Origin of the sequence: Micromonospora sp. WMMA1923 (assembly GCF_049179195.1) — a bacterium.
Taxonomy (GTDB): domain Bacteria; phylum Actinomycetota; class Actinomycetes; order Mycobacteriales; family Micromonosporaceae; genus Micromonospora; species Micromonospora yangpuensis.
In genome coordinates this window covers 3289073-3308027 of the sequence record NZ_JBMHLZ010000001.1, presented here as the reverse complement: position 1 = coordinate 3308027, position 18955 = coordinate 3289073, and the positions used below count along the sequence as shown (strand labels likewise).

Genomic DNA, 18955 nt, shown 5'->3' with positions numbered 1-18955 from the left:
GGCGGTCGAAGAGCTGTCCGAGCATCCGGGCGGCCTGCCGCTGCTGGCCCAGGCGCCCATCCCTTTACCCGGTTCGGATTCCTGAGTGAGGAAGGTCAGTTGTGGTGACACGTCAACCCTCTGTCGGGCGGCACGATCCCCGCCGTCTGTCCCGGCGGGCTCCCGTCTCGCCTGGTGGTGTGCCGTTGCTGCTGGGGGACGAGTTTTTCTTCGTCGCCCATGACGATTACGGGCAGCAGCGGCTGTTTGCCTCCGCCCTCGGTTACGGCCTGGCCGCCGCGTTGCTGGCGGAGTTGCATCTTGCCGGTCGGGTCACGTTCGCAGACGGCCACGTGCGTGTTCGTGACACCCACCCGCCGGCGGATCCCCTTCAGCATCTGATCCTGAGCAGGTTGATCGCGGAGCCCGGTCATCCGATTCGGACGTGGCTGGCGTATGTCGCTGACACGGCGTATGTGCAGGTGGCGCAGCGGATGTGGCATGCCGGGCTTCTGCTGCCGGAGCAGGTGGGGCGTCTGTGGCGGCAGCGCACCGTGTACCTGCCGGCTGACATCAACACCGCCGCGTGGCCTGGAGCTCGTCTCTCGCAGGGTCTCCGCCACGGACGACCCCTCGGCGACACCGACCGGGTCCTGGCCGGCCTGGTCCTGCACACCCAACTCGATGCCAGCCTGCTCGACGGCGCGCCGTCGTACGCCCGCGGCTACCTGCAGGAGGTGGTCGATGAGGTGCAGCCGCCGGTGCGGGCTCTGTTCGGCGACCTCGCCGCCGCCGTCGGCAACGCCGTCCTGTCCCACCGCACCTGAACCCTCACAGCCCCTCATTCCTCTCCCCGAAAGGCGATTGTTGATGTCTCGTTCTGCGCCTGGTGCGGTGTCGGTGACGTTGGCCCGTGGCCGCCTCGGTGTCGCGCACGTGGTGTTCTTCGTGATGGCCGCCGCCGCGCCGCTGACGGTGGTGGCTGGTGGTGCGACCACCGGCTATGCGGTCACCGGTGTCACCGGTATCCCCATCGCGTACCTGCTCGTCGCCGCGGTCCTCGGCCTGTTCGCGGTGGGTTACGTGGCGATGTCCCGGCACGTGGTGAACGCCGGCGCGTTCTACACCTATGTGCGTCATGGTCTCGGCCGTCCCGCCGGCGTCGCCGCGGCCGCCGTCGCCCTGCTGGCCTACAACGCCATGCAGATCGGCTTGTACGGGGGCTTCGGCGCCATCCTCGCCGATCTTCTCGGCTCCCGCTACGGCTGGGATGTCGCCTGGTGGCTGTGTGCCCTGGCCGCGTGGGCGGTCGTGGCAGCCCTCGGGGTGCTGCGGATCGATCTGAACGGCCGGATCCTCGCGGTCATGTTGGTGGGCGAGTGTGCGGTGGTGGTGGTCTTCGACGCGGTCATGCTCCACCAGCCCGCCCCCGGCGGACTCAGCCTGGGCACGTTGCATCCCGGGCTGGTGGTGAGTGCGGGGATCGGGGCGGCGTTGGTCACCGCGATCACCGGGTTCGTCGGCTTCGAGGCCACGACGGTGTTCGCGGAGGAGACCCGGGATCCCAGGCGGACGATCGCGCGTGCGACGTTCATCGCGGTCGCGTTGACCGGGGTGTTGTATGCGGTGTCGGCGTGGGCGATGTCGGTGGCCACCGGTCCGGACCGCATCGTGGAAGCGGCCCGCACCGAGGGTACGGAGTTGATCTTCTCTCTGGCAGGCCCGTACCTGCCCGGCGTGGTGGTGTCGGCGGCACGGGTCCTGTTCGTCACCAGTCTCTTCGCCGCCCTCCTCAGCTTCCACCACACGGTGGCCCGTTACCTGTTCGCCCTCGGCCGCGAACACGTCCTCCCGGCGGTGCTGGGGCGGACCAGCCGCCGCACGGGTGCGCCGAAGGTCGGCTCGCTGCTTCAGAGCATCGTCGCGTTGACCGTGCTGATCGGCTATGCGGTCGCAGGGGCGGATCCGATCGTGCACCTGTTCTTCTGGGTCACCGTCACCGGTGGCCTCGGCGTGCTGATCCTCATGACCGTCACCTCCACCGCCGTGGCCGGGTTCTTCCACCGCACCTCCCACCGAGAAGGCCGCTGGCGCAGCACTGTCGCACCCACTGCCGCCACCCTTGCGCTCACTGCGATCCTCGCCGCGACCCTGGTCGAGTTCGACACTCTCCTCGGCGTCGAGACAAGTTCCCCGCTGCGGTGGGCGTTCCCCGCCGCCTACGCCGCCGCCGCGATGCTCGGCGCCGGCTGGGCGCTCATCCTGCGCCGGACCCGCCCAGAGGTGTACGAGGCGATCGGGCTGGGCGCGCACACCGCGACCGTGTCCTGGCGCATCCCCACGACCATCCATGTGTAAGGACGACCCTGAGATGACGATCCCCGCTGTCGCGGTACGCCCGGCCACGCCCGCCGACACCGACGCCCTGGTCCCGGTGCTGGTCGACGCGTTCTTCCACGGGCCGGTGGCCGACTGGCTGGTCCCCGACCCCACCGAACGACGCCTGATCTACCACGCCTACTTCACCACCGTCCTGCGCCACGGCCTGGACCACGGGCAGGTGCACACCACCGGCGACCGGGCCGGGGTGGCGATCTGGTACCCCCGCCTCCAACCACCGCCCCCACCGAGCCTCGCCCACGTCAGGGAGTTGGAGGTGGCCACGGGCCGGTACGCGCCGGTGTTCTCCCTGCTGGACACCCTCTTCGAAACCCACCACCCCGCACTACCGCACCACCACCTGGCCTACCTCGCCGTCACACCCGACCGGCAAGGCCAGGGAATCGGGGCCGCCCTGTTGGCCGCCCACCATCGTCGCCTGGATGCCGACGGCCTGCCCGCCTACCTGGAGGCCACCAGCCCGCGGAACCGGGCCCTGTACGAGCGGGCCGGTTACCGGGTGGGTACGCCGATCTGGATTCCGGACGGACCCACGTTCTGGCGGATGTGGCGACCCGGCGTCGGCACCCTCCCACCCGGATTCCCCAGCCAGAGCACGTCGATGGACGACACCGCGACCGGAAGCGACACGGCATGACCGGGCAGCTGGACCAGAAGGCGTGGACGGCACGCCCCGACGACGTCCCGACCATCACCATGCTCCTTACCGCGGTGGCCTTGTTCGATCCGGTCGCCGAGTGGCTGGTGCCCGACCGGCAGCAACGCCGTACCGTGCTGCACCGGCTGATCGGCGTCCAGGTCGACCACGCCGTCGCACGCGGCGACGTCACCATCCTCGGGCACATGACCGCCATCGCCGTCTGGCACCCGTACCCCCACACCACACCCTGGACCACACCACACCAGCACGACCTGGGCCCCGCCGCCGGCCGGGCCGCCGTCCGCTTCCAACAACTGCTGCAGACGGTGGACAGCTACCGGTCCGCCGCCGCGCACGACTGGCTGTCCTGGCTGTGGGTCCGCCCCACCCACCGAGGCAGAGGCCTCGGCCGGCACCTGCTCGACCACCGCCACCACACCGTCGACCAACACACCCATCCGATCGACACAGTCGTCACCACCACCGGCGCCCGCGACGCCCTCACCGCCTGCGGATACCACCCCGACACACCCCTGCACCTCCCCGGCGGCCCCCGACTCTGGCCCCTACGCCGCAACGGCCGCCCCCCGACGGCACACCACCAAAGCACCACCCCCGCCAGCTGACCCACCAAGTCCTTCCCCGGTCTGCCTCCCGGAACCCCTCTCCACCTTCCACAGAAACGGCCAGTTCACCGTGCACAACCCACCCCTACCGACCCCATCTCTCGACCAGTTCCACCCGACCACCCCACCCACCGGAACGCCGGGAGATCGAGGTGTCCCGCCGTACCACCGGATGTCCCGGGAGTTGACGCCCCGCTGGTGGCGCTCCGCGGTCACCGTTCCGTTGGTGTTCCTCGGGGTCATGGTCTGCCTGCTGGCCGCGGCCTTCGCGATGCGTTTTGTGCCACGGCTGCCGCTGCTGGGTGACTACACGCTGATGGCCTACAGCATCGCCGGGATCGCTGCCGCGCTGCCGATCGCCATGCTCACCGTCAGGCTGGTCGAGCGGCGGCCGGCCGGTAGCGTCTTCAGCACCGCCGGTCGCATCCGCCGCCTGTGGCTGGCGATCTGCCTCGCCATCGCGGTGCCGACGGTCCTGGCTGGCATGATCTTCGGCTTCGTCATCAGCGCGTTGACCCGCACCGTCGAGGCCGCGCCGGTTGCGGCGCAGCCGTCGGGGTGGCCCGGTGTCGGCCCGTACCTGGCCACCGTGGCGATCGTGGGCGTGTTCCTGGTCGGGCAGGTCACCGCCGAGGAGTACATCAGCCGTGGGATCATCCTCCAGGCCATCGGCCGGTTCTCCCGGTCCCCGTGGCCGGCCATCGCCGGACAGGCCGTCGTGTTCGCCGCCCTACACGGGCCGGGCACCGTCTGGGGTGTCCTGCTGGTCCTGGCCATGGGTGTCGCCCTCGGCTGGCTGACCACCACCACCGGCGGTATCGAAGCCGGTATCGCCTTCCACCTCGCCGTCAGCGGCCCCCTCCTACTGATCACCGCCGCGTTCCAGCGTCTGGCGGACCCGACCGCGAACGCCGCCGGCGCCGACTGGCAGAACGCCACCATCCAAGGACTCACCGTCGCCGTCTACGCCACGATCGTGGGTCTCCTCGCGACCAGGACCCCCTTGCTGCGCGGCCTTACCCCTCGCACTCCGGCAACCACCACGCAGCAGCCGGTGCGTGCCCCCGCGTCGGCCGGCGCACCCCAGGCCAGCTGACCATCCCTCACACCCCCGGCTGTGCAGCGCCTCCCACCAGCCGGGGTGTCCATCGACGCCACCGCTGACCGCATCCCACACATCTGCCGCGGATGACCCCGCCAACCCAGAGGAACGACAAGCCCATGTCCCGCCTCCTGCCCCGTCGGACGCTGCTGCTCGCCGGCGGTCTGCTCCTGGCCGGCTGCACCACCAACCCCACCCCTACACCACCCACCACCACCGCACGGCCGTCGGTGGCCGTGACGGCACCGGGACTCACCGCACCGCAACGCCTCGTCCGCCTGGCCGACACCATCGACACGGTCCCCGCCGACACCACCACCGGCCCCTACACCTACCTGCACACCCAGACCTGGGCCCGCGCCACCGACAGGATCACCCGCACCGACCTGCGTCGCTGGCGCCACACCGACGGCTCCGGCAGAGACACCACCCGCCGACCACCGGACCTACCCGGCCTCCACCACCAACCCCGGGCCGTCGAACGGAACCTGTTCACCGACGCCAACCCGACCACCACCCGACACCCCGCCGGCACCCTCCAGGCCTACCGGCCCGAACCCCCACCAACCGACCCCGCTGCGCTCGCCGCCCTCCTCGCACCACGAGAACTGGCCACCGAACCCGCCTACCCCCGCATCCTGGCCCACGGCATCATCGGCCTCGCCACCCACCAATACCTGAACCGCGACCAACGGGCCGCCTGCCTCCGCGTCCTCGCCGGCATCCCCGACATCACCTACCAGGGCACCACCCGCGACATCGCCGCCCGACCCGGCCTCACCTTCACCATCACCGCCGACCAGACCACCACCACCCTCACCATCGACGCACACACCGGAGAACTCCTCACCGCCCACGAACAAACCACCGCACCACAACCCGAACTGTTCTCCCACACCCTGATCCTCGACCGCCGCCGCATCGGCAACCCCGACGACAACGCACTCTTCCCCACCGAGATCACGGCCCACGGACCGCAACAGCACTGACCATCCCGTCTCCGGTCGTGGCTCGACCCCCCAAGGCAGAAGACACCACCACGATGGCGAGGGCTGACACCCGCCCTCGCCATCACCCACCGGGTAAGACGATCGCAGGGCTCTCGGCCTCGGTCGGCTCCATCCGGCGCATCGACACGCGCCCTACAGAGGTCGATGGCTGCGTTCGCCCTTCCCAGTACCAGTCCGCAGCCCTCTACCGCCCAGACAGCAACCGAGACAGCACTGACTCGACCAGCACGTCAACCGGAAACCGCCCGAACGCCGATATCAGCCGCTGAACCACCCACGGGAGTGCACGATGCATGAACTGATCACCCTGATCGGTGTTCTCCTCTTGGCCGCCGCGCTGGCCAAGGCCAGCCTGTCGACCACCCGCTGGATCCTGCTCCGCCTACGCCTGACACGACTGGCCGCCTTGTTCGCCCTGCTCGTCATCGTCGTCTGCGCCTCTGGCTACGTCGCCAGAGAGACCCCGTGACCGCAGGACCGCCTCATCTCGTCAGGCCCGGCCCTTCGGCGTCATCGGCGCATGGACCAGAAGCCGACACCCTCGCCGCCGACCTCACCAGTCTCCTCCACCAGTGGGACGACGCCGACCGCCCGAACCGGCCCACCATCACCGCCCACCGGACCGGCACCCGAACCGCCCGACCCGGCGACATCACCCGCCCCCACACCCTGCTCACCACCACCTTCTGACCACACCCGGGTCGAGCCGGCCGTGCTCCGCCCCCGAGCCCTGGCCAGGCCACCGCGCCACCCGATGACGCCGGCCCCACCCGATCAACGACCAGGCCAGGTGACCCTCATGCCCCGCCCCGACTCCACCACCTCATCCCGCCACCACGGTCTCGCCGCCCCCTCCGACGGCGCGCCGGAATGGGACCTCGTGTGCCGGGCCCAACACGGTGACCGCGACGCCTTCGGCCAGCTCTACCAGCATCACCACGGTCACGTCCTCGGCTACGTCACCACCCGGGTCGGCAACCACCAACGACACCTGGCCGAGGACATCACCGCCGAGACGTTTCTACGAGCCTGGAAGAACCTGCACCAGTACACCCACCCTCGCCGACCGATCATCGCCTGGCTGCAGACCATCGCCTACCGCCTCGTCCTGGACCACGCCCGAGCAACCCGCGCCCGCCCCGAATACCCCGCCGGCCTCACCGACGACTACCACGCCGCAGAACCCCGGGACACCACCAGCGCCGAATCAGCCGTCATCGCCAAGTACGAACTCCAACAAGCCCTCACCGCCTACCACCAACTCGACATCCGGCACCGCACCTGCCTCTACCTCCGCCACTGGCGAGGCCTGACCGTCCCCCAGACCGCCATGGCTCTGCACACCACCATCGACAACGTCAAACACCTCGAAGCAACCGCCACCAACGCCCTCACCCAACACCGCACCGCAGACATCCCCCCGCCGCACTGGTGAACCGCCCCGGGTTCTGTGGAGACCTCAGATGTTGGCTCCAACCACCTCGCGGGGCTGGGGTTGAGCGTAGAACATCGATTCGTGTTCGGCCGGTGGGACGTGCCCGATGGCGGAGTGCAGGCGCTGGTGGTTGTACCAGTCGACCCACTCGGCGGTGGCCAGTTCGACCTGGGCGAGGCTTCGCCACGGACCTCGGGGCTTGATCAGTTCGGTCTTGTAGAGGCCGATGGTGGATTCCATCAGCGCGTTGTCCAGGGCGTCGCCGACGCTGCCGATCGAGGCGTCGATACCGACGTCGAGCAGGTGGGTGGTGAACCGGAACGACGTGTACTGGCTGCCCGCGTCGCTGTGGTGCACCAGACCCGACCCGACCGGCTGGCCGGCGCGGTCACGGCGCCACAGTCCCATGTCCAGGGCGGCCAGGACCAGCGGGGTCCGCTTGTTCGTCGCCGCGGACCACCCCACGATCGTCCTGGAGTAGACGTCCACGACGAACGCGACGTAGACAACGCCGGACCAGGCGGCGACGTGGGTGAAGTCAGCAACCCAGCACCGATTCGGTCGGGCGGCGGTGAAGTCCCGTTTGAGCAGGTCGGCGGCCCGTTCATGCCCCGGATCGGCGGTGGTGGTGCGGATCTTCCTGCCGCGTACGACACCGGTCAGGCCGGCGTCACGCATCAACCGCTCGACCGTGCACCGGGCCGCCGGATGCCCTTGGCGGCGCAGCTCGTGCCAGATCTTGCGGGCTCCGTAGACCCTGTAGTTCACCGCGTGGATATCCCGGATGAGTTCTGTCAGCCGCGCATCATGCACCTGCCGCTTCGACGGCGGACGCTTCTTCGCCGCCCAGAAGCCGCTCGGGGTGATCTGCAGCCCGTGCTGACGCAGCACGCGACAGATCGGCTCGACTCCACCGAAACGGTCCCGATACTCGTCGACGAAACTCACGAGCGTGTCGTAGGCCGGTCGAGCTCGGCCGCGAAGAAAGCCGACGCGGCCTTCAAGATCTCATTCGCCCGCCGCAACTCGGCGTTCTCCCGCCGCAGCCGCCTCAGCTCCACCGACTCCTCCCACGTCACCCCCGACCGCCGGCCGTCATCGACCTGCGCCTGACGGACCCACTTACGCACCGTCTCGGCCGTGCCGATCCCCAGCCGGGCCGCCACCGACGTGATCGCCGCCCAGTCCGACTCGTAGTTCGGCCGCACCTCCGCGACCATCCGCACCGCCCGCTCCCGCAGCTCCTGCGGATACGGCTTCGTTCCTGCCATCTCTCGATCCTTCCCAAGCGGGGAAGTCTCTACAAGATCCGGGGCGGTTCACTGGCGCCACCCGACCAGCCAGCGCCCCTTCTCTGACACGAAACCCTGGCAAGGCCCAGACACAGGGCCGCAAGTCAGCTCACCGGGATGAACACTGAGCCATTTTCATCGTGACGGTGCTGGTCACGGACGTTGGGGGAGGCCGGTGTCCATAGAGGACGAGGCTCCCGGTGAGACAGCAATCGACCCCTCTGCTGTATGCGGGTGCCACCGAACCCAGTGGTCCTGGCCTGAACTTGAGCGATGCTCACCCACCGGTTCGGCCGATGGTCACATGGTGCATTGTGGAGGAGAATCACTCCTCCATTGAGGTGGGCCTGCATCCGATGTGGAGGACACGGGTGGGCGTGGCGAGAGGCGGACCGGCAAGGTGAGTACGATCAAGGACCAACGCCCCACCGAGGCGGTATCGGGTCTTGTCTCCCTCCGCACTGTGTGTCGGGCGCGCGAAGATGTCCTGACAAGCGGTCTCGCCGACAACCACTTCGCCGCGCAACTCGACAAGGTCGTTCGAGACCCCGACCACTACCCGATCTACGGGGACCCCGACCGGTTTTTCGCTCAGACCTACCCGACGTCGGGGCTGAGGACGCTGCTTACTAAAACCTTCGGGCGGCTTACCCGGGCGAACGGACCTGCGGGTGAGAACGGGGTACTGAGACCGACTACGTCGTTTGGTGGCGGCAAGACCCATGGCCTCACCGCGATCTACCACGTGGGGAAGGGGGCACGGCCCGGCAATATCGAGAACTTCGTCGATCCGACGCTGCTTCCCGACGGCCCGGTTCAGGTCGCGGCGCTAGTCGGCGACGCGCTTGATCCGGTCGCTGGGGTTGAGACGAACGGCATCCGCACCTACACCCTCTGGGGCGAGATGGCCGCGCAAGCCGGCCCTGACGCCTACACCGTCGTTGCCGCGAACGATGCTGAGCGAACTGCTCCTGGTACGGCGACGATCAAGGAGGCATTCGGGCGCAAACCGGCGATTGTTATCGTCGACGAGATCGCAAAATACCTGCGACAGGTCACCTCCTCCGGCAGTGAAGATGTCCGCCGAATGGCGCGAGCCATCCCCGTCTTCCTTGGCAACCTCTTTGAGGTCGCTTCGGACCCGACGAACCGCGTCGTCGTGATCATCACGCTCGCTGCGAGCACGAACGCCTTCGGCGCCGAGACAGATGAGATCGACGAACTGCTCGAAGATGCCACCAGTGCTGCCAACGCTGCGGTTTCGGAGACCGCCGATCTGCTCGCTCGTGCCGTGCAACCGAGTGCAGTGATCAAGCCCGCGGACGACACAGAGATCGGTGAGATTCTCAAGACCCGGCTCTTCGAGCACATAGACCCCGATGCCGCCCGCGCGGCTGGCGACGCTTACCGTGACCTTTACGAATCGCTCGCGAGGAACGAATCGCTGGCAGGTGGTGCCGAGCGGCCCGTCACCTACGGTGACGCTGTTGCTCGGTCCTACCCCTTCCACCCGGAACTCGTCCGAGTCCTGGACAAGCGGCTTGGCGACATCCCGCAGTTCCAGCGGGCCCGCGGTGCCCTCAAGCTGCTCGCCGAGGTTGTCGCAGGAATTTACCGCGAAGGCGATGACTGCGCGGTTATAAACGTTGCAGATATCGACTATGGCAGTGGCCCCGTCCTGAACCACCTTACCGACGGCCTGGGTCGAGGCGAGTTCGCCGGAGTCGCTCGGGGTGACTTCGCCGGCGCGACCTCGCATGCTGAGGCAGTCGATGATGAGGTCTTTCCCGGAAGACCCCCGTATGCGACGCGGGTTGCCCGAACCGTTTTCACGCACTCACTAGAGATGAAGGTCAACGTGGGGGCGGCTCGGAACGACTGGTTGCTCGGAACGCTCCGCCCCGGTGAGGACCCCGCCATCCTAGAGAAGGCGCTCACCGAGTCCGAGAAGGTGTTCTGGCACTTGGCGTTCGACGGCGCCAGGTGGCGGTTCAACGTCGAACCGAACGTCAACGCTATCCTTGAGACCGAAAAACGAAATATTGCTAACACGCGTGTGTCTGCTGTCGTTGATGACCTGATTGTCCGCGCTTACTCAAACGACGGCGGCGTCGGTGCTATTCACTTCCCCGCAGGCCCGTCTGAGGTTCCTGACCAGCCGAATCTTCGCGTGGTGGTCGTGCACCATAACGTGCTAACTGCAAGCAATCAAAAGGCAGACCAGCCGGCCCCGATACTCGTCGAGATGCTTGACCAGGTCGGGTCGTCCGGTGCTCCACGCAAGTACCGTAACGCCGTGGCGTTCGTTGTTGCCGACGAGACGCAGGTCGAGGCCTTGAAGGACCGGGCGCGGGCGCTGATTGCCGCTGACACACTTGCAGTGGATCGCGCCAGACTGGGACAATTCAGCACCGAAATTCGCAAAAAAATCGAGGCGTATCAGAAGAACGCTGCGCTCGAAGCTCGCGTTGCCGTCACACGTTGCTACAAGCACGTCTACTACCCAGCGAACGAGAAGGCCAGCGGATACCTGCGCCACCGCGATCTGCCGCCGGAGAAGCAAGGCGATACGAAGACTGCAACGTCTGCGGTGCTGAACCTGCTCATCGACGAAGGCAAGATTCGGAATGAGCCGTTCACGTACTCCTACCTGCGGTCCAAGACATGGCCTGAACCAAAGCGATCCGTCACCACGACCGAGATCGCCGATTGGTTCTGGATCGACCACACCTCACCGATTATCCGCAACCCCTCACTCCTGCGCGAGGCGATCGTCGGCGGGATCAAGAACGACAGCTGGGTGTACTACGACGCGACTACTGGCAAGGCGTACACCGCCAACACCATGGCCGGCCTGTCAGTAGAGTTCCGCTCCGACGCCGAGGTCATGACCGTTGCTGAGGCAACCGGCCGCGGTCTACTGGTCCGAAAGCCTACGCAGAGCGACCTCAAGAACGTCTACGTTGGACCGAGCCTAACCGGTGCCGAGATCCGCGCCCGCCTAGAGCCCGAATGCGGTGGTGAACCAAGTAAGACGGAAGTCCTTGACTTGCTCGCCACGGCGGTTCACGCCGCCGAGTACAAGTGGATCATCGTCCTCGATAGCGAGCCTGCCTCCGGCGTTCGCGCTCTCACGCCCAGCCAGATCCGGGACAAGGGCCTCGACGCGCTTAACGTGGTAACCCGCGACTACGCCGACACCAAGGGTATCGAAGTCCCCACCCGTAGCGTGACGGGGAAGACTTTCGCCGGTAGCGGCCCGGGCGGCGCAGCGATCCAGAGCGTCACTGACCAGGTCAGTGACTTCAGCATCAAAACCATCAGCCGTCTGACAATCAAGGTCATCGCCGACGACATCAAGGGCACCGGCGACCTCGATCTGCTCGTGATGGCACTTGGCATGCTTCCAAAGCACGCCATCACGGTTGCCACCGACCTGGTTGCCGAGTACCGGAATGTCACGGGGGGCATCGCCTTCCGGGGCTCCGCTGCTCGTGCTGACTTTCAGACTGCCTACGGCCACATCATCAAAGCCGTCAAGGGTGCGAGCAAGGTGGCCGGAACCCTCACGCTCAACCTCGCCTTCACGCCACCGGTTACCGTCGACTCACCTGAGTTCAAGCAAGTTCACAAGGTTGTCAAGGACCTGCAGATCCAGCACGCCGACCTCGCCGCCGAGGTGACCAAGTGACCCTGCGCACCAGTCGCCGGCTGCATCCGCGCCCGACTCTCTCTGTGGTGGAAACGTCACGGGCGTTCCGGCTTACCGTTCACCCGGCCAGTAAGGGCGATACCTATGGCGTCTCGCTCGACGAGACCTACGGTGACAACGGCAGTATCCTCGCTGCCCCTGTCATCACTACAACGCCGAATCAAGCGGGGCGCGTAATCGACGCTCTGCTCGCGGCCCTCCGCTCTTCGGGACACGCCGCAAGCGTACTGGCCTTCAGCCGCAGGGCCGCTATCCGGATCGATGAAGCAGCAGGGGTCCGACTCGCCCTGATCTTGCTTACCACGCAGCCAGTCAGCAAGCACGACCGTGTCCGTGCCCTCGTCGCCGGCCTTAATGCGATGAGCGTCGAAGAAACCTACTACTGGTACGCCAAGTGCCTTGGTCCCGACGCCCACCGCGCTCGCAAAGCTCTTCGGGTGCTTCTCGCCGACGCCTAGACTAGTAGGAACGAATCAGCATGAACCACATCGAGCCGCGCGTACTTAGCGAGGACTGGCTCCCCGTTGCCGAACTCAGCATCGAGTCAAGACGAGAGGCTGCGCCGATTCCTGGCCAGTTTCCCAAGTTGAAGACGCTGCATCAGTGGTGGGCGCGTCGGCCGATCGTCGCTTCGGCGGCCACTGTGCTAGGCGGCCTACTCCCTGCATGGTCACCAAATCTGGCCGCCCGGATTCCCGATATTCCAGAGCTTCGGTCGGAAAAGGCATACCGGAAGTGGCTGTTGCATCTGGTGGGAATTTGGGGAGATCCAGTTGAGGCGAAGCGGCTGAGCCAAGAGGCGAAGGCTACTGGCACGAAGCTGAAGTCCAACCCCTACACATACCGCCCCGCCTTCAAAAACAGCTTGGACGAAATATCGGTGAGGGCGCTCCATCGGGTGCTTGAAGAGACTTGGGGACGTCTGCCTGTTGTCGCTGACGTCACCGCTGGAGGTGGGTCAATACCGTGGACCGCCCTGCGACTTGGTCTTCCGACCCATGCCAACGACCTGAACAGCGTCGCCACCAGCGTCCTCATAGCTGGCCTGGAAATCCCGGCCACTCATGGGACCGTGCTGACGCCGCTCCTACGCAAGTGGGGTGGCGTGCTCGTCGAACGAGCCAGCAAGCGTCTTGAGTCTTTCTTTCCGAAGGCTGCACACGAGAAGGTCACCAACTACCTCTTTGCCCATGCAATAACATGCCCAAGAACAGGCGGCCTCGTCCCTCTTACGCCCGACTGGTGGCTACGGAAGGGCGACAAGCCGGTTGCCGCACGAATGGTCACCGAGGTTGACGGCGCCCAGCTGACGACCCCGAGGTTCGAAGTAGCCAACGGCATTGACATCGACTTCGATCCCAACAAGGGCACCATCGCCGGCGGCCGGGCTGTCAGCCCCTACGACAACCTTGCCATTGACGGTGGCTATATCAAGGGTGAGGCCAAAGCTGGGCGGATGGTGTCGGTGCTTTACGCCGTCGTGACGAAGACGACAAACGGGCGCTCTTTCCGGGCACCAACCGACGCGGACCTCACAGCGCTTGCCGCCGCCCAAGAGGAGGTAGAGGCATGCATGCCTAGATGGCATGCCGATGGGGTGGTGCCCGCTGCAGAAATCCCTACCACCTCCAACTATGACCGCGGCCACCGAATGTACGGGATCAGCAAGTGGGCCGATTTCTTTTCTCCCCGGCAGCTGTTAACCCACGCGGTCTTTGTCGAGGAGTTTCAACGTTTGGTGCCTGAAGTCCGAGGTGCCTTGGACCCACGTGTCGCCGACCACGTCTTGACCGAGCTGGCGCTGATGCAGGCGAAGGCGCTGAACTACAACGCTCGGCAAACGTCTTGGAACGTCAATCGCCAGTCAACCCGAAGCGTCTTCGAGAAGCACAATTTCGCGTTCAAGTGGACCTTTGTTGAATTTCCCGGGCCGGAGGAGCTGCTCCCTTGGTGCCTAAGTCAGCTCGTCGACGCCTACGACGAGATCGCGCGTCTCCTTGAAGAAACAGGCCGTCCAGGCGCCTACCATGAAATTGCGCGTCTCGTCGATGCGACAGGGCGGCGAGATCCGAGTAGTAGGAATATTCCGCGATCTGTGCACATCACACGCGGGAATGCTGCTGACCTGGCCACACTTCCGGCCCGCTCTGTAGACCATCTCTGCATGGACCCTCCTTACTACGCAAACGTGATGTACTCGGAGCTGTCAAACTTCTTCTACGCATGGGAGCGTCTAACTCTCGGTCTTGTGCGACCAGATCTGTTTCGTGAGGAAAGCACGGACGCCGACAACGAGGCAGTGACGAACCAGGCGCGATTCGGTGCGTTAGGTCGGCGGAAAAAAGAGCTCGCGGACCTGGATTACGAGGCGAAGATGGAAGCGATCTTCGCAGAATGCCGTCGAGTTATGTCAGATAACGGCGTGTTGACCGTCATGTTCACCAATAAAGATGCCCGAGCCTGGGACGCCCTTGGCTCTGCCCTCATCACCGCTGGCTTCGTTGTTCAAACCTCATGGCCGGTTGCCACCGAATCTGAATCAAGCAGCCATCAGGCGAACAAGAACGCCGCCGAATCTACGATTATGCTAGTCTGTCGCAAGCGCGAATCAGCCAGCACCGTTAAGTCGTTCCTAGACGATCTAGCTGCGGACATTAGGGCTGCAGCACGCAACGCCTCCACCCGCTTCGCCGAAGACGGCATTGATGGTGTGGACCTTATGCTCTCCACATACGGGCCCGCTCTTTCCGTTATCTCCAGCCACTGGCCGGTCTACTCCTCGACCCCAGACGAGTCGGGCCGGGAGCGGCTTCTTCGCCCGGAGGAGGCGCTGGACATTGCTCGGCAGGAGGTTGTCCGTCTACGCCGTAGTCGGCTCGTTGGCAAGGCCGCCCAAGTCGATGATTACACGGACTTCGTCCTGCTCGCCTGGGACATCTTCCGGGCCCGCGAGTTTACTTTTGACACCGCGCGACTGCTCGCGCTGGCCGTTGGCGGCCTGCGCATCGACGATCTCGCGAAGGCGAAGATCGTCAAGATCGGAAACGGGACCGTTGCTTTGTTGGAGCCGAAGGATCGGCTTCGGCGAGGCGGGGACAGCGCTTCTTCGGGCGTCAAGCCAGTGGCGCCGAAGTTCGACTACGTTATCGATGCTGTAGACACGACCCTTTATATTGCTGCCGAGGACGGTATGCCCGCGGCCAAGCAGTTCATGGATCGACTGGGCCTTACCGGAAACGCCGCCTTCCTCACTGCTGTTCAAGGTCTAGTGAACGCAATTCCGCGAACAAAGATAAAGGGGGGCTGGGTTATTCCTCAAGCGGGACTCCTCGACACTCTTGCGACTCTGTATCTGCCGTCTATTGTGTGTCCTGCCGAGGAGTTTGGACCCGTAGTCAGCGAGCAGGAAAGGTTGTTCTGAGTCATGTCAACCTTTCGGGAAGAAGAACAGCAGCTGCTTCCGGGGATGCCGCACCCTCGACGATCCCAGACGCCAGCAATGTTTGAAGTCCCGAACGAGGGTGATGATTCGTTTCGAGCCGTACCGCTATTGCCGCGGTATTCGCCTGCAAAACAACCTCTCGATACATTCTATATCCCTCTGCTTAAGAGGGCGAAATTCTATGACCGTGCCGTTGGTTATTGGTCCGCAACCGAGTTGAAGTTTGCCGCTCAAGGGCTGGCGCACTTCATCGCCCGCGGGGGTACGATGCGCCTTATCGTGGGTGCGCAACTGCATCAGGCAGATGTCAATGCTGTGCTAGCGGGCAAGCCGTTGGAGGAGGTGCTAGCAGAGCGCCTACTGGCTGATCCAGACCTCGAAGGCGCGAAAATTGTGGAGAGCGAGCACCTGGCGGTACTCGCATGGATGGCCAAGCACGAGCGGTTGCACATCCGCGTTGGCGTGCCGACGGACGGCCGACGGCTGCTGACGTACGCGGAATCGGGTCGGTACTTCCACACCAAGTACGGGATCTTCACCGACGTGTACAGCAACAGGGTGGCCTTCGACGGTTCCAACAACGCGACCGTTAGCGGCTGGATCGCCAACCACGAGACGTTCGACGTGTACCCCTCGTGGAAGCGGCAGGTCTGGGAGTGGAACGGGCAGGCTTCAGTCGAGGATTTTCAACGTCACTGGGAGGGCCAGCCGGACGACGGATGGGTCATCGTCCCGCTGCCAACCGCAGTGCGCAAGCATCTCGTGACATACGCGCCGCCTTCCCTGGCACGCCCGATCCCACCCCAGCCTCGGCAAGGCCCTACCAGGGAGGAGATTGAGAGAGCGTGGGCTCAGCTTCTCGCCCTATCGCAGGCTCCGCGCGAGAGTCAGTTCACGGCTGTCGGCACCGCACAGGCTGAACCGCTGCCACACCAAGCCCGTCTCATCCACCGGGTGGTGTCGTCATTCCCGCGGGGCTATGTGTTCGCAGATGAGGTCGGTCTGGGTAAGACGATCGAGGCCGGTCTGGTGATCAGGGAGCTACTGCTGTCCGGCAAGGCCCAGAAGGTTCTGCTGCTAGTTCCTGCGTCGGTGATAAAGCAGTGGCAGGACGAGCTGCACGACAAGATCAGCCTTGACGTGCCCCGGTATACCGGTACTTCACTTGAGGACCGACACGGTAATGTGATCGACTCTCAGGGCGGAAACCCGTGGTCAGCCTTCCCGATCGTCCTCGGCTCCAGCCACCTCGCACGGCGACGGTCACGACGTCGGCAGATTCTCGATGCAGGACCGTGGGACGTCGTCCTCGTGGATGAGGCGCACCATGCGCGCCGCCGCGGTTCCAAGCCGGCCGATACGCCGAACTCGCTGCTCGCGTTGCTGTTGGAGATGCGTGCCCGAGAGTCGTGGCAGGCGCTCTACCTTGCATCGGCCACGCCGATGCAGATGCACCCGCACGAGGCGTGGGATCTCATCGCGTTGCTGGGGTTGCCAGGCCGATGGGGGAGGTCTGCCCAAGACTTCACGGGCTATTACGAACGGCTGCGGACGGCGCCTAGCGAGCGGGACTGGGCCACCCTTACGCGGATGTTGGGCGACTACTTCAGCGATCCGAAGGCTGAGCGCGACACCGTGTTAGAGCGTCAGATTCAAGATGACCTGGGATGGGTGGAGTCCTACAAGATCCTCGGCCTGGACAAGACACCGCTCGCCCCGGAAACCGCCAGGCACCTGCCCCCAGCAGCCGCCGAGTGGGCAGACAAGTGGCTGCGGCGCCATACGCCGATGCGCGATCGGGTCTTCAGAAATACCCGCCAAACCCTGCGAGCGTACCAGCAAGCAGGCGTCATCTCGCCCGACGTGATCATCCCTTATCGACACGTGGACGACGAGTTCATCCCGCTCGCGCCCCACGAACGGAAGTTGTATAACCGTATCGAGGAGTATATTCGGCGGCACTACAACACTTACAAAGCGAGCAAGAGTAAGGCAAATCAGGCGCTCGGCTTCATCATGACGGTTTATCGCCGTCGCCTCACGTCATCGTTCGAGGCGATCCGCTGCTCTCTCCGTCGTCGGCTAGAGGTGCTGGAACAGGGCAAGAACCTCAACGAGTTGTTGGCGGCCGACGACCAGGTCGACCTTGAGGATGCGTTGTTTGATCCCGAGGAGTTCGACGCCACTGCAGACCTCCTCCGAGGCGAGATCACCGAGCTTCGCGACTTTATCGCGGACCTTGAGAAGATCACCGGTGAGGACACCAAGGCGACTCAGTTAGTAAACGACATCCGCGACGCCCTAAATACCTACGCCAGCGTCGTGGTCTTTACTCAGTACACTGACACTCTTGACTACGTTCGTGAGCGCCTCGTCATGGCCGACTATCGCTCCATCGGCTGTTACTCAGGGCGCGGCGGTGAGATTTACAACCCAGAGACACGCGCCTGGGGGCCGGTCACCCGTACCGAGTTGAAGGAGCTGTTCCGAAGCGGCGAGGTCACCGTGCTTCTCGGCACGGACTCGATGAGTGAAGGTCTGAACCTGCAGACGGCGGGAAGGCTTATTAACTACGACATGCCGTGGAACCTTATGCGAGTCGAGCAGCGCATCGGACGGGTCGACCGCATTGGAACCAGCTACCGCGATATCCGCGTCACTAACTACTTCTACGCTGACACAATCGAACAGCGCGTCTACGAAGGAATTGCTGCCGACTTCAGTGATTTCACCGACATCATCGGCAACGCGCAGCCTGTCCTCGGCACTATCGAAAAGACGATCCAGCAGCTTGCTCTCACCGACATCGCCGACCGCGATCGCGAGGCCGACGCGGCGGTCGGAGGTATCAAGAGCGACATCGCGGAACTGGCAGCGCGTCCTGTTCAGACCAGCGACCTCGGCGACACTCCCGAGATCATTGGGCACATCGAGGCGCCGCCTGTTCTCGTCGGCTCCGTCACGCTCGCCGATCTTGAACGCACCTTGACCGGCAACCTACTCACGCGGGCCTGCCTGACCTCCGTCGAAGGGCGACCTGGCGTCTACGAACTTGCCTTGCCTGCACCCCCCGCCCGCGCGGGTCTCGACGACAGGATCAGCCTGTCGTTGGACTATGGCTCGAGCCCTTCCGGCCCGGCCGCATATGAACGCCTGGATGTCTCGGGAGCCATCGAGGTCACGTTCAGCAGAGCCGTCGCCGACACCAGCCGCGATGACGTTATTTTGCTTACGTTCGGAAGCCCTCACCTTGCCGCTCTGCTGCCCGCCCCAACAGGGGAAGACAAAGACTCTTGATCCTCAGGGGTTGCGGGGCG

Annotated in this window: 14 protein-coding genes; 13 read left to right on the top strand and 1 reads right to left on the bottom strand. The window is 65.0% G+C overall.

Translation table 11 applies throughout. The features are described from left to right. The first annotated feature begins 179 nt into the window (after positions 1-179). The 9 genes from ACN28G_RS14835 (at position 180) to ACN28G_RS14795 (ending at position 7192) form a co-directional block, all read left to right on the top strand. The gene (locus ACN28G_RS14835; RefSeq protein WP_421479422.1) at positions 180-806 is read left to right on the top strand and encodes a GOLPH3/VPS74 family protein; all 627 of its coding nucleotides are present in this window, start codon (positions 180-182) and stop codon (positions 804-806) included. Positions 807-849: 43 nt separating this feature from the next. Further along, complete coding sequence (locus ACN28G_RS14830) at positions 850-2337, top strand: APC family permease (RefSeq protein WP_421479421.1); 1488 nt, start codon at positions 850-852, stop codon at positions 2335-2337. 13 nt (positions 2338-2350) lie between these two features. After that, positions 2351-3016, top strand: a complete 666-nt coding sequence (locus tag ACN28G_RS14825) for a GNAT family N-acetyltransferase (protein WP_421479420.1) — start codon at positions 2351-2353, stop codon at positions 3014-3016. After that, positions 3013-3645, top strand: a complete 633-nt coding sequence (locus ACN28G_RS14820) for a GNAT family N-acetyltransferase (protein ID WP_421479419.1) — start codon at positions 3013-3015, stop codon at positions 3643-3645. Before ACN28G_RS14825 ends, ACN28G_RS14820 begins: the two co-directional genes overlap by 4 nt. 172 nt (positions 3646-3817) lie before the next feature. Then, positions 3818-4741 carry a CPBP family intramembrane glutamic endopeptidase gene (locus tag ACN28G_RS14815; RefSeq protein ID WP_421479418.1) on the top strand — a complete coding sequence of 308 codons (924 nt, stop codon included), beginning with the start codon at positions 3818-3820 and terminating at the stop codon, positions 4739-4741. A gap of 125 nt (positions 4742-4866) precedes the next feature. Beyond that, positions 4867-5736: a hypothetical protein gene (locus ACN28G_RS14810; protein WP_421479417.1), complete on the top strand. Its 870-nt coding sequence runs from the start codon at positions 4867-4869 to the stop codon at positions 5734-5736. Positions 5737-6046: 310 nt separating this feature from the next. Beyond that, entirely contained in the window at positions 6047-6226 is a 180-nt protein-coding gene (locus ACN28G_RS14805) for a hypothetical protein (RefSeq protein WP_421479416.1), read from the top strand. Next, positions 6223-6447 (top strand): hypothetical protein, encoded by a 225-nt coding sequence (locus ACN28G_RS14800; protein WP_421479415.1) that lies wholly within the window; start codon positions 6223-6225, stop codon positions 6445-6447. Before ACN28G_RS14805 ends, ACN28G_RS14800 begins: the two co-directional genes overlap by 4 nt. Before the next feature lie 109 nt (positions 6448-6556). Next, on the top strand, positions 6557-7192 hold the full coding sequence (locus tag ACN28G_RS14795) for an RNA polymerase sigma factor (RefSeq protein ID WP_421479414.1): 636 nt from the start codon (positions 6557-6559) through the stop codon (positions 7190-7192). Positions 7193-7216: 24 nt separating this feature from the next. Here the strand turns inward: ACN28G_RS14795 and ACN28G_RS14790 are convergent. Further along, a protein-coding gene (locus tag ACN28G_RS14790; protein WP_421479413.1) for an IS3 family transposase occupies positions 7217-8463 on the bottom strand; the annotation gives its coding sequence in 2 pieces (ribosomal slippage) (positions 7217-8181 and positions 8181-8463; 1248 coding nt in all). 421 nt (positions 8464-8884) lie between these two features. Between ACN28G_RS14790 and ACN28G_RS14785 the strand changes: the two genes are divergently transcribed. From ACN28G_RS14785 to ACN28G_RS14770, 4 genes are read left to right on the top strand one after another with little or no spacing between them, the layout of a single operon-like run. Continuing rightward, a complete protein-coding gene (locus tag ACN28G_RS14785; RefSeq protein WP_421479412.1) occupies positions 8885-12175 on the top strand; it encodes an ATP-binding protein in 3291 nt (1096 codons plus the stop codon). Beyond that, positions 12172-12654, top strand: coding sequence for a DUF7680 family protein (locus ACN28G_RS14780; protein WP_421479411.1), 483 nt, complete (start codon positions 12172-12174; stop codon positions 12652-12654). The genes ACN28G_RS14785 and ACN28G_RS14780 overlap by 4 nt, the downstream gene beginning before the upstream one ends. Positions 12655-12674: 20 nt before the next feature. Further along, on the top strand, positions 12675-15617 hold the full coding sequence (locus ACN28G_RS14775) for a DUF1156 domain-containing protein (protein ID WP_421479410.1): 2943 nt from the start codon (positions 12675-12677) through the stop codon (positions 15615-15617). A 3-nt stretch (positions 15618-15620) separates the two neighbouring features. Further along, the gene (locus ACN28G_RS14770) at positions 15621-18935 is read left to right on the top strand and encodes a DEAD/DEAH box helicase (protein ID WP_421479409.1); all 3315 of its coding nucleotides are present in this window, start codon (positions 15621-15623) and stop codon (positions 18933-18935) included. The last annotated feature ends 20 nt before the right edge of the window (positions 18936-18955 follow it).

What these genes read in the sequence shown, in the direction of transcription:
- ACN28G_RS14830 (WP_421479421.1), top strand. Translation starts at nt 850, where the DNA reads ATGTCTCGTTCTGCGCCTGGTGCGGTGTCGGTGACGTTGGCCCGTGGC.
- ACN28G_RS14825 (WP_421479420.1), top strand. Translation starts at nt 2,351, where the DNA reads ATGACGATCCCCGCTGTCGCGGTACGCCCGGCCACGCCCGCCGACACC.
- ACN28G_RS14820 (WP_421479419.1), top strand. Translation starts at nt 3,013, where the DNA reads ATGACCGGGCAGCTGGACCAGAAGGCGTGGACGGCACGCCCCGACGAC.
- ACN28G_RS14815 (WP_421479418.1), top strand. Translation starts at nt 3,818, where the DNA reads ATGTCCCGGGAGTTGACGCCCCGCTGGTGGCGCTCCGCGGTCACCGTT.
- ACN28G_RS14810 (WP_421479417.1), top strand. Translation starts at nt 4,867, where the DNA reads ATGTCCCGCCTCCTGCCCCGTCGGACGCTGCTGCTCGCCGGCGGTCTG.
- ACN28G_RS14805 (WP_421479416.1), top strand. Translation starts at nt 6,047, where the DNA reads ATGCATGAACTGATCACCCTGATCGGTGTTCTCCTCTTGGCCGCCGCG.
- ACN28G_RS14795 (WP_421479414.1), top strand. Translation starts at nt 6,557, where the DNA reads ATGCCCCGCCCCGACTCCACCACCTCATCCCGCCACCACGGTCTCGCC.
- ACN28G_RS14775 (WP_421479410.1), top strand. Translation starts at nt 12,675, where the DNA reads ATGAACCACATCGAGCCGCGCGTACTTAGCGAGGACTGGCTCCCCGTT.
- ACN28G_RS14770 (WP_421479409.1), top strand. Translation starts at nt 15,621, where the DNA reads ATGTCAACCTTTCGGGAAGAAGAACAGCAGCTGCTTCCGGGGATGCCG.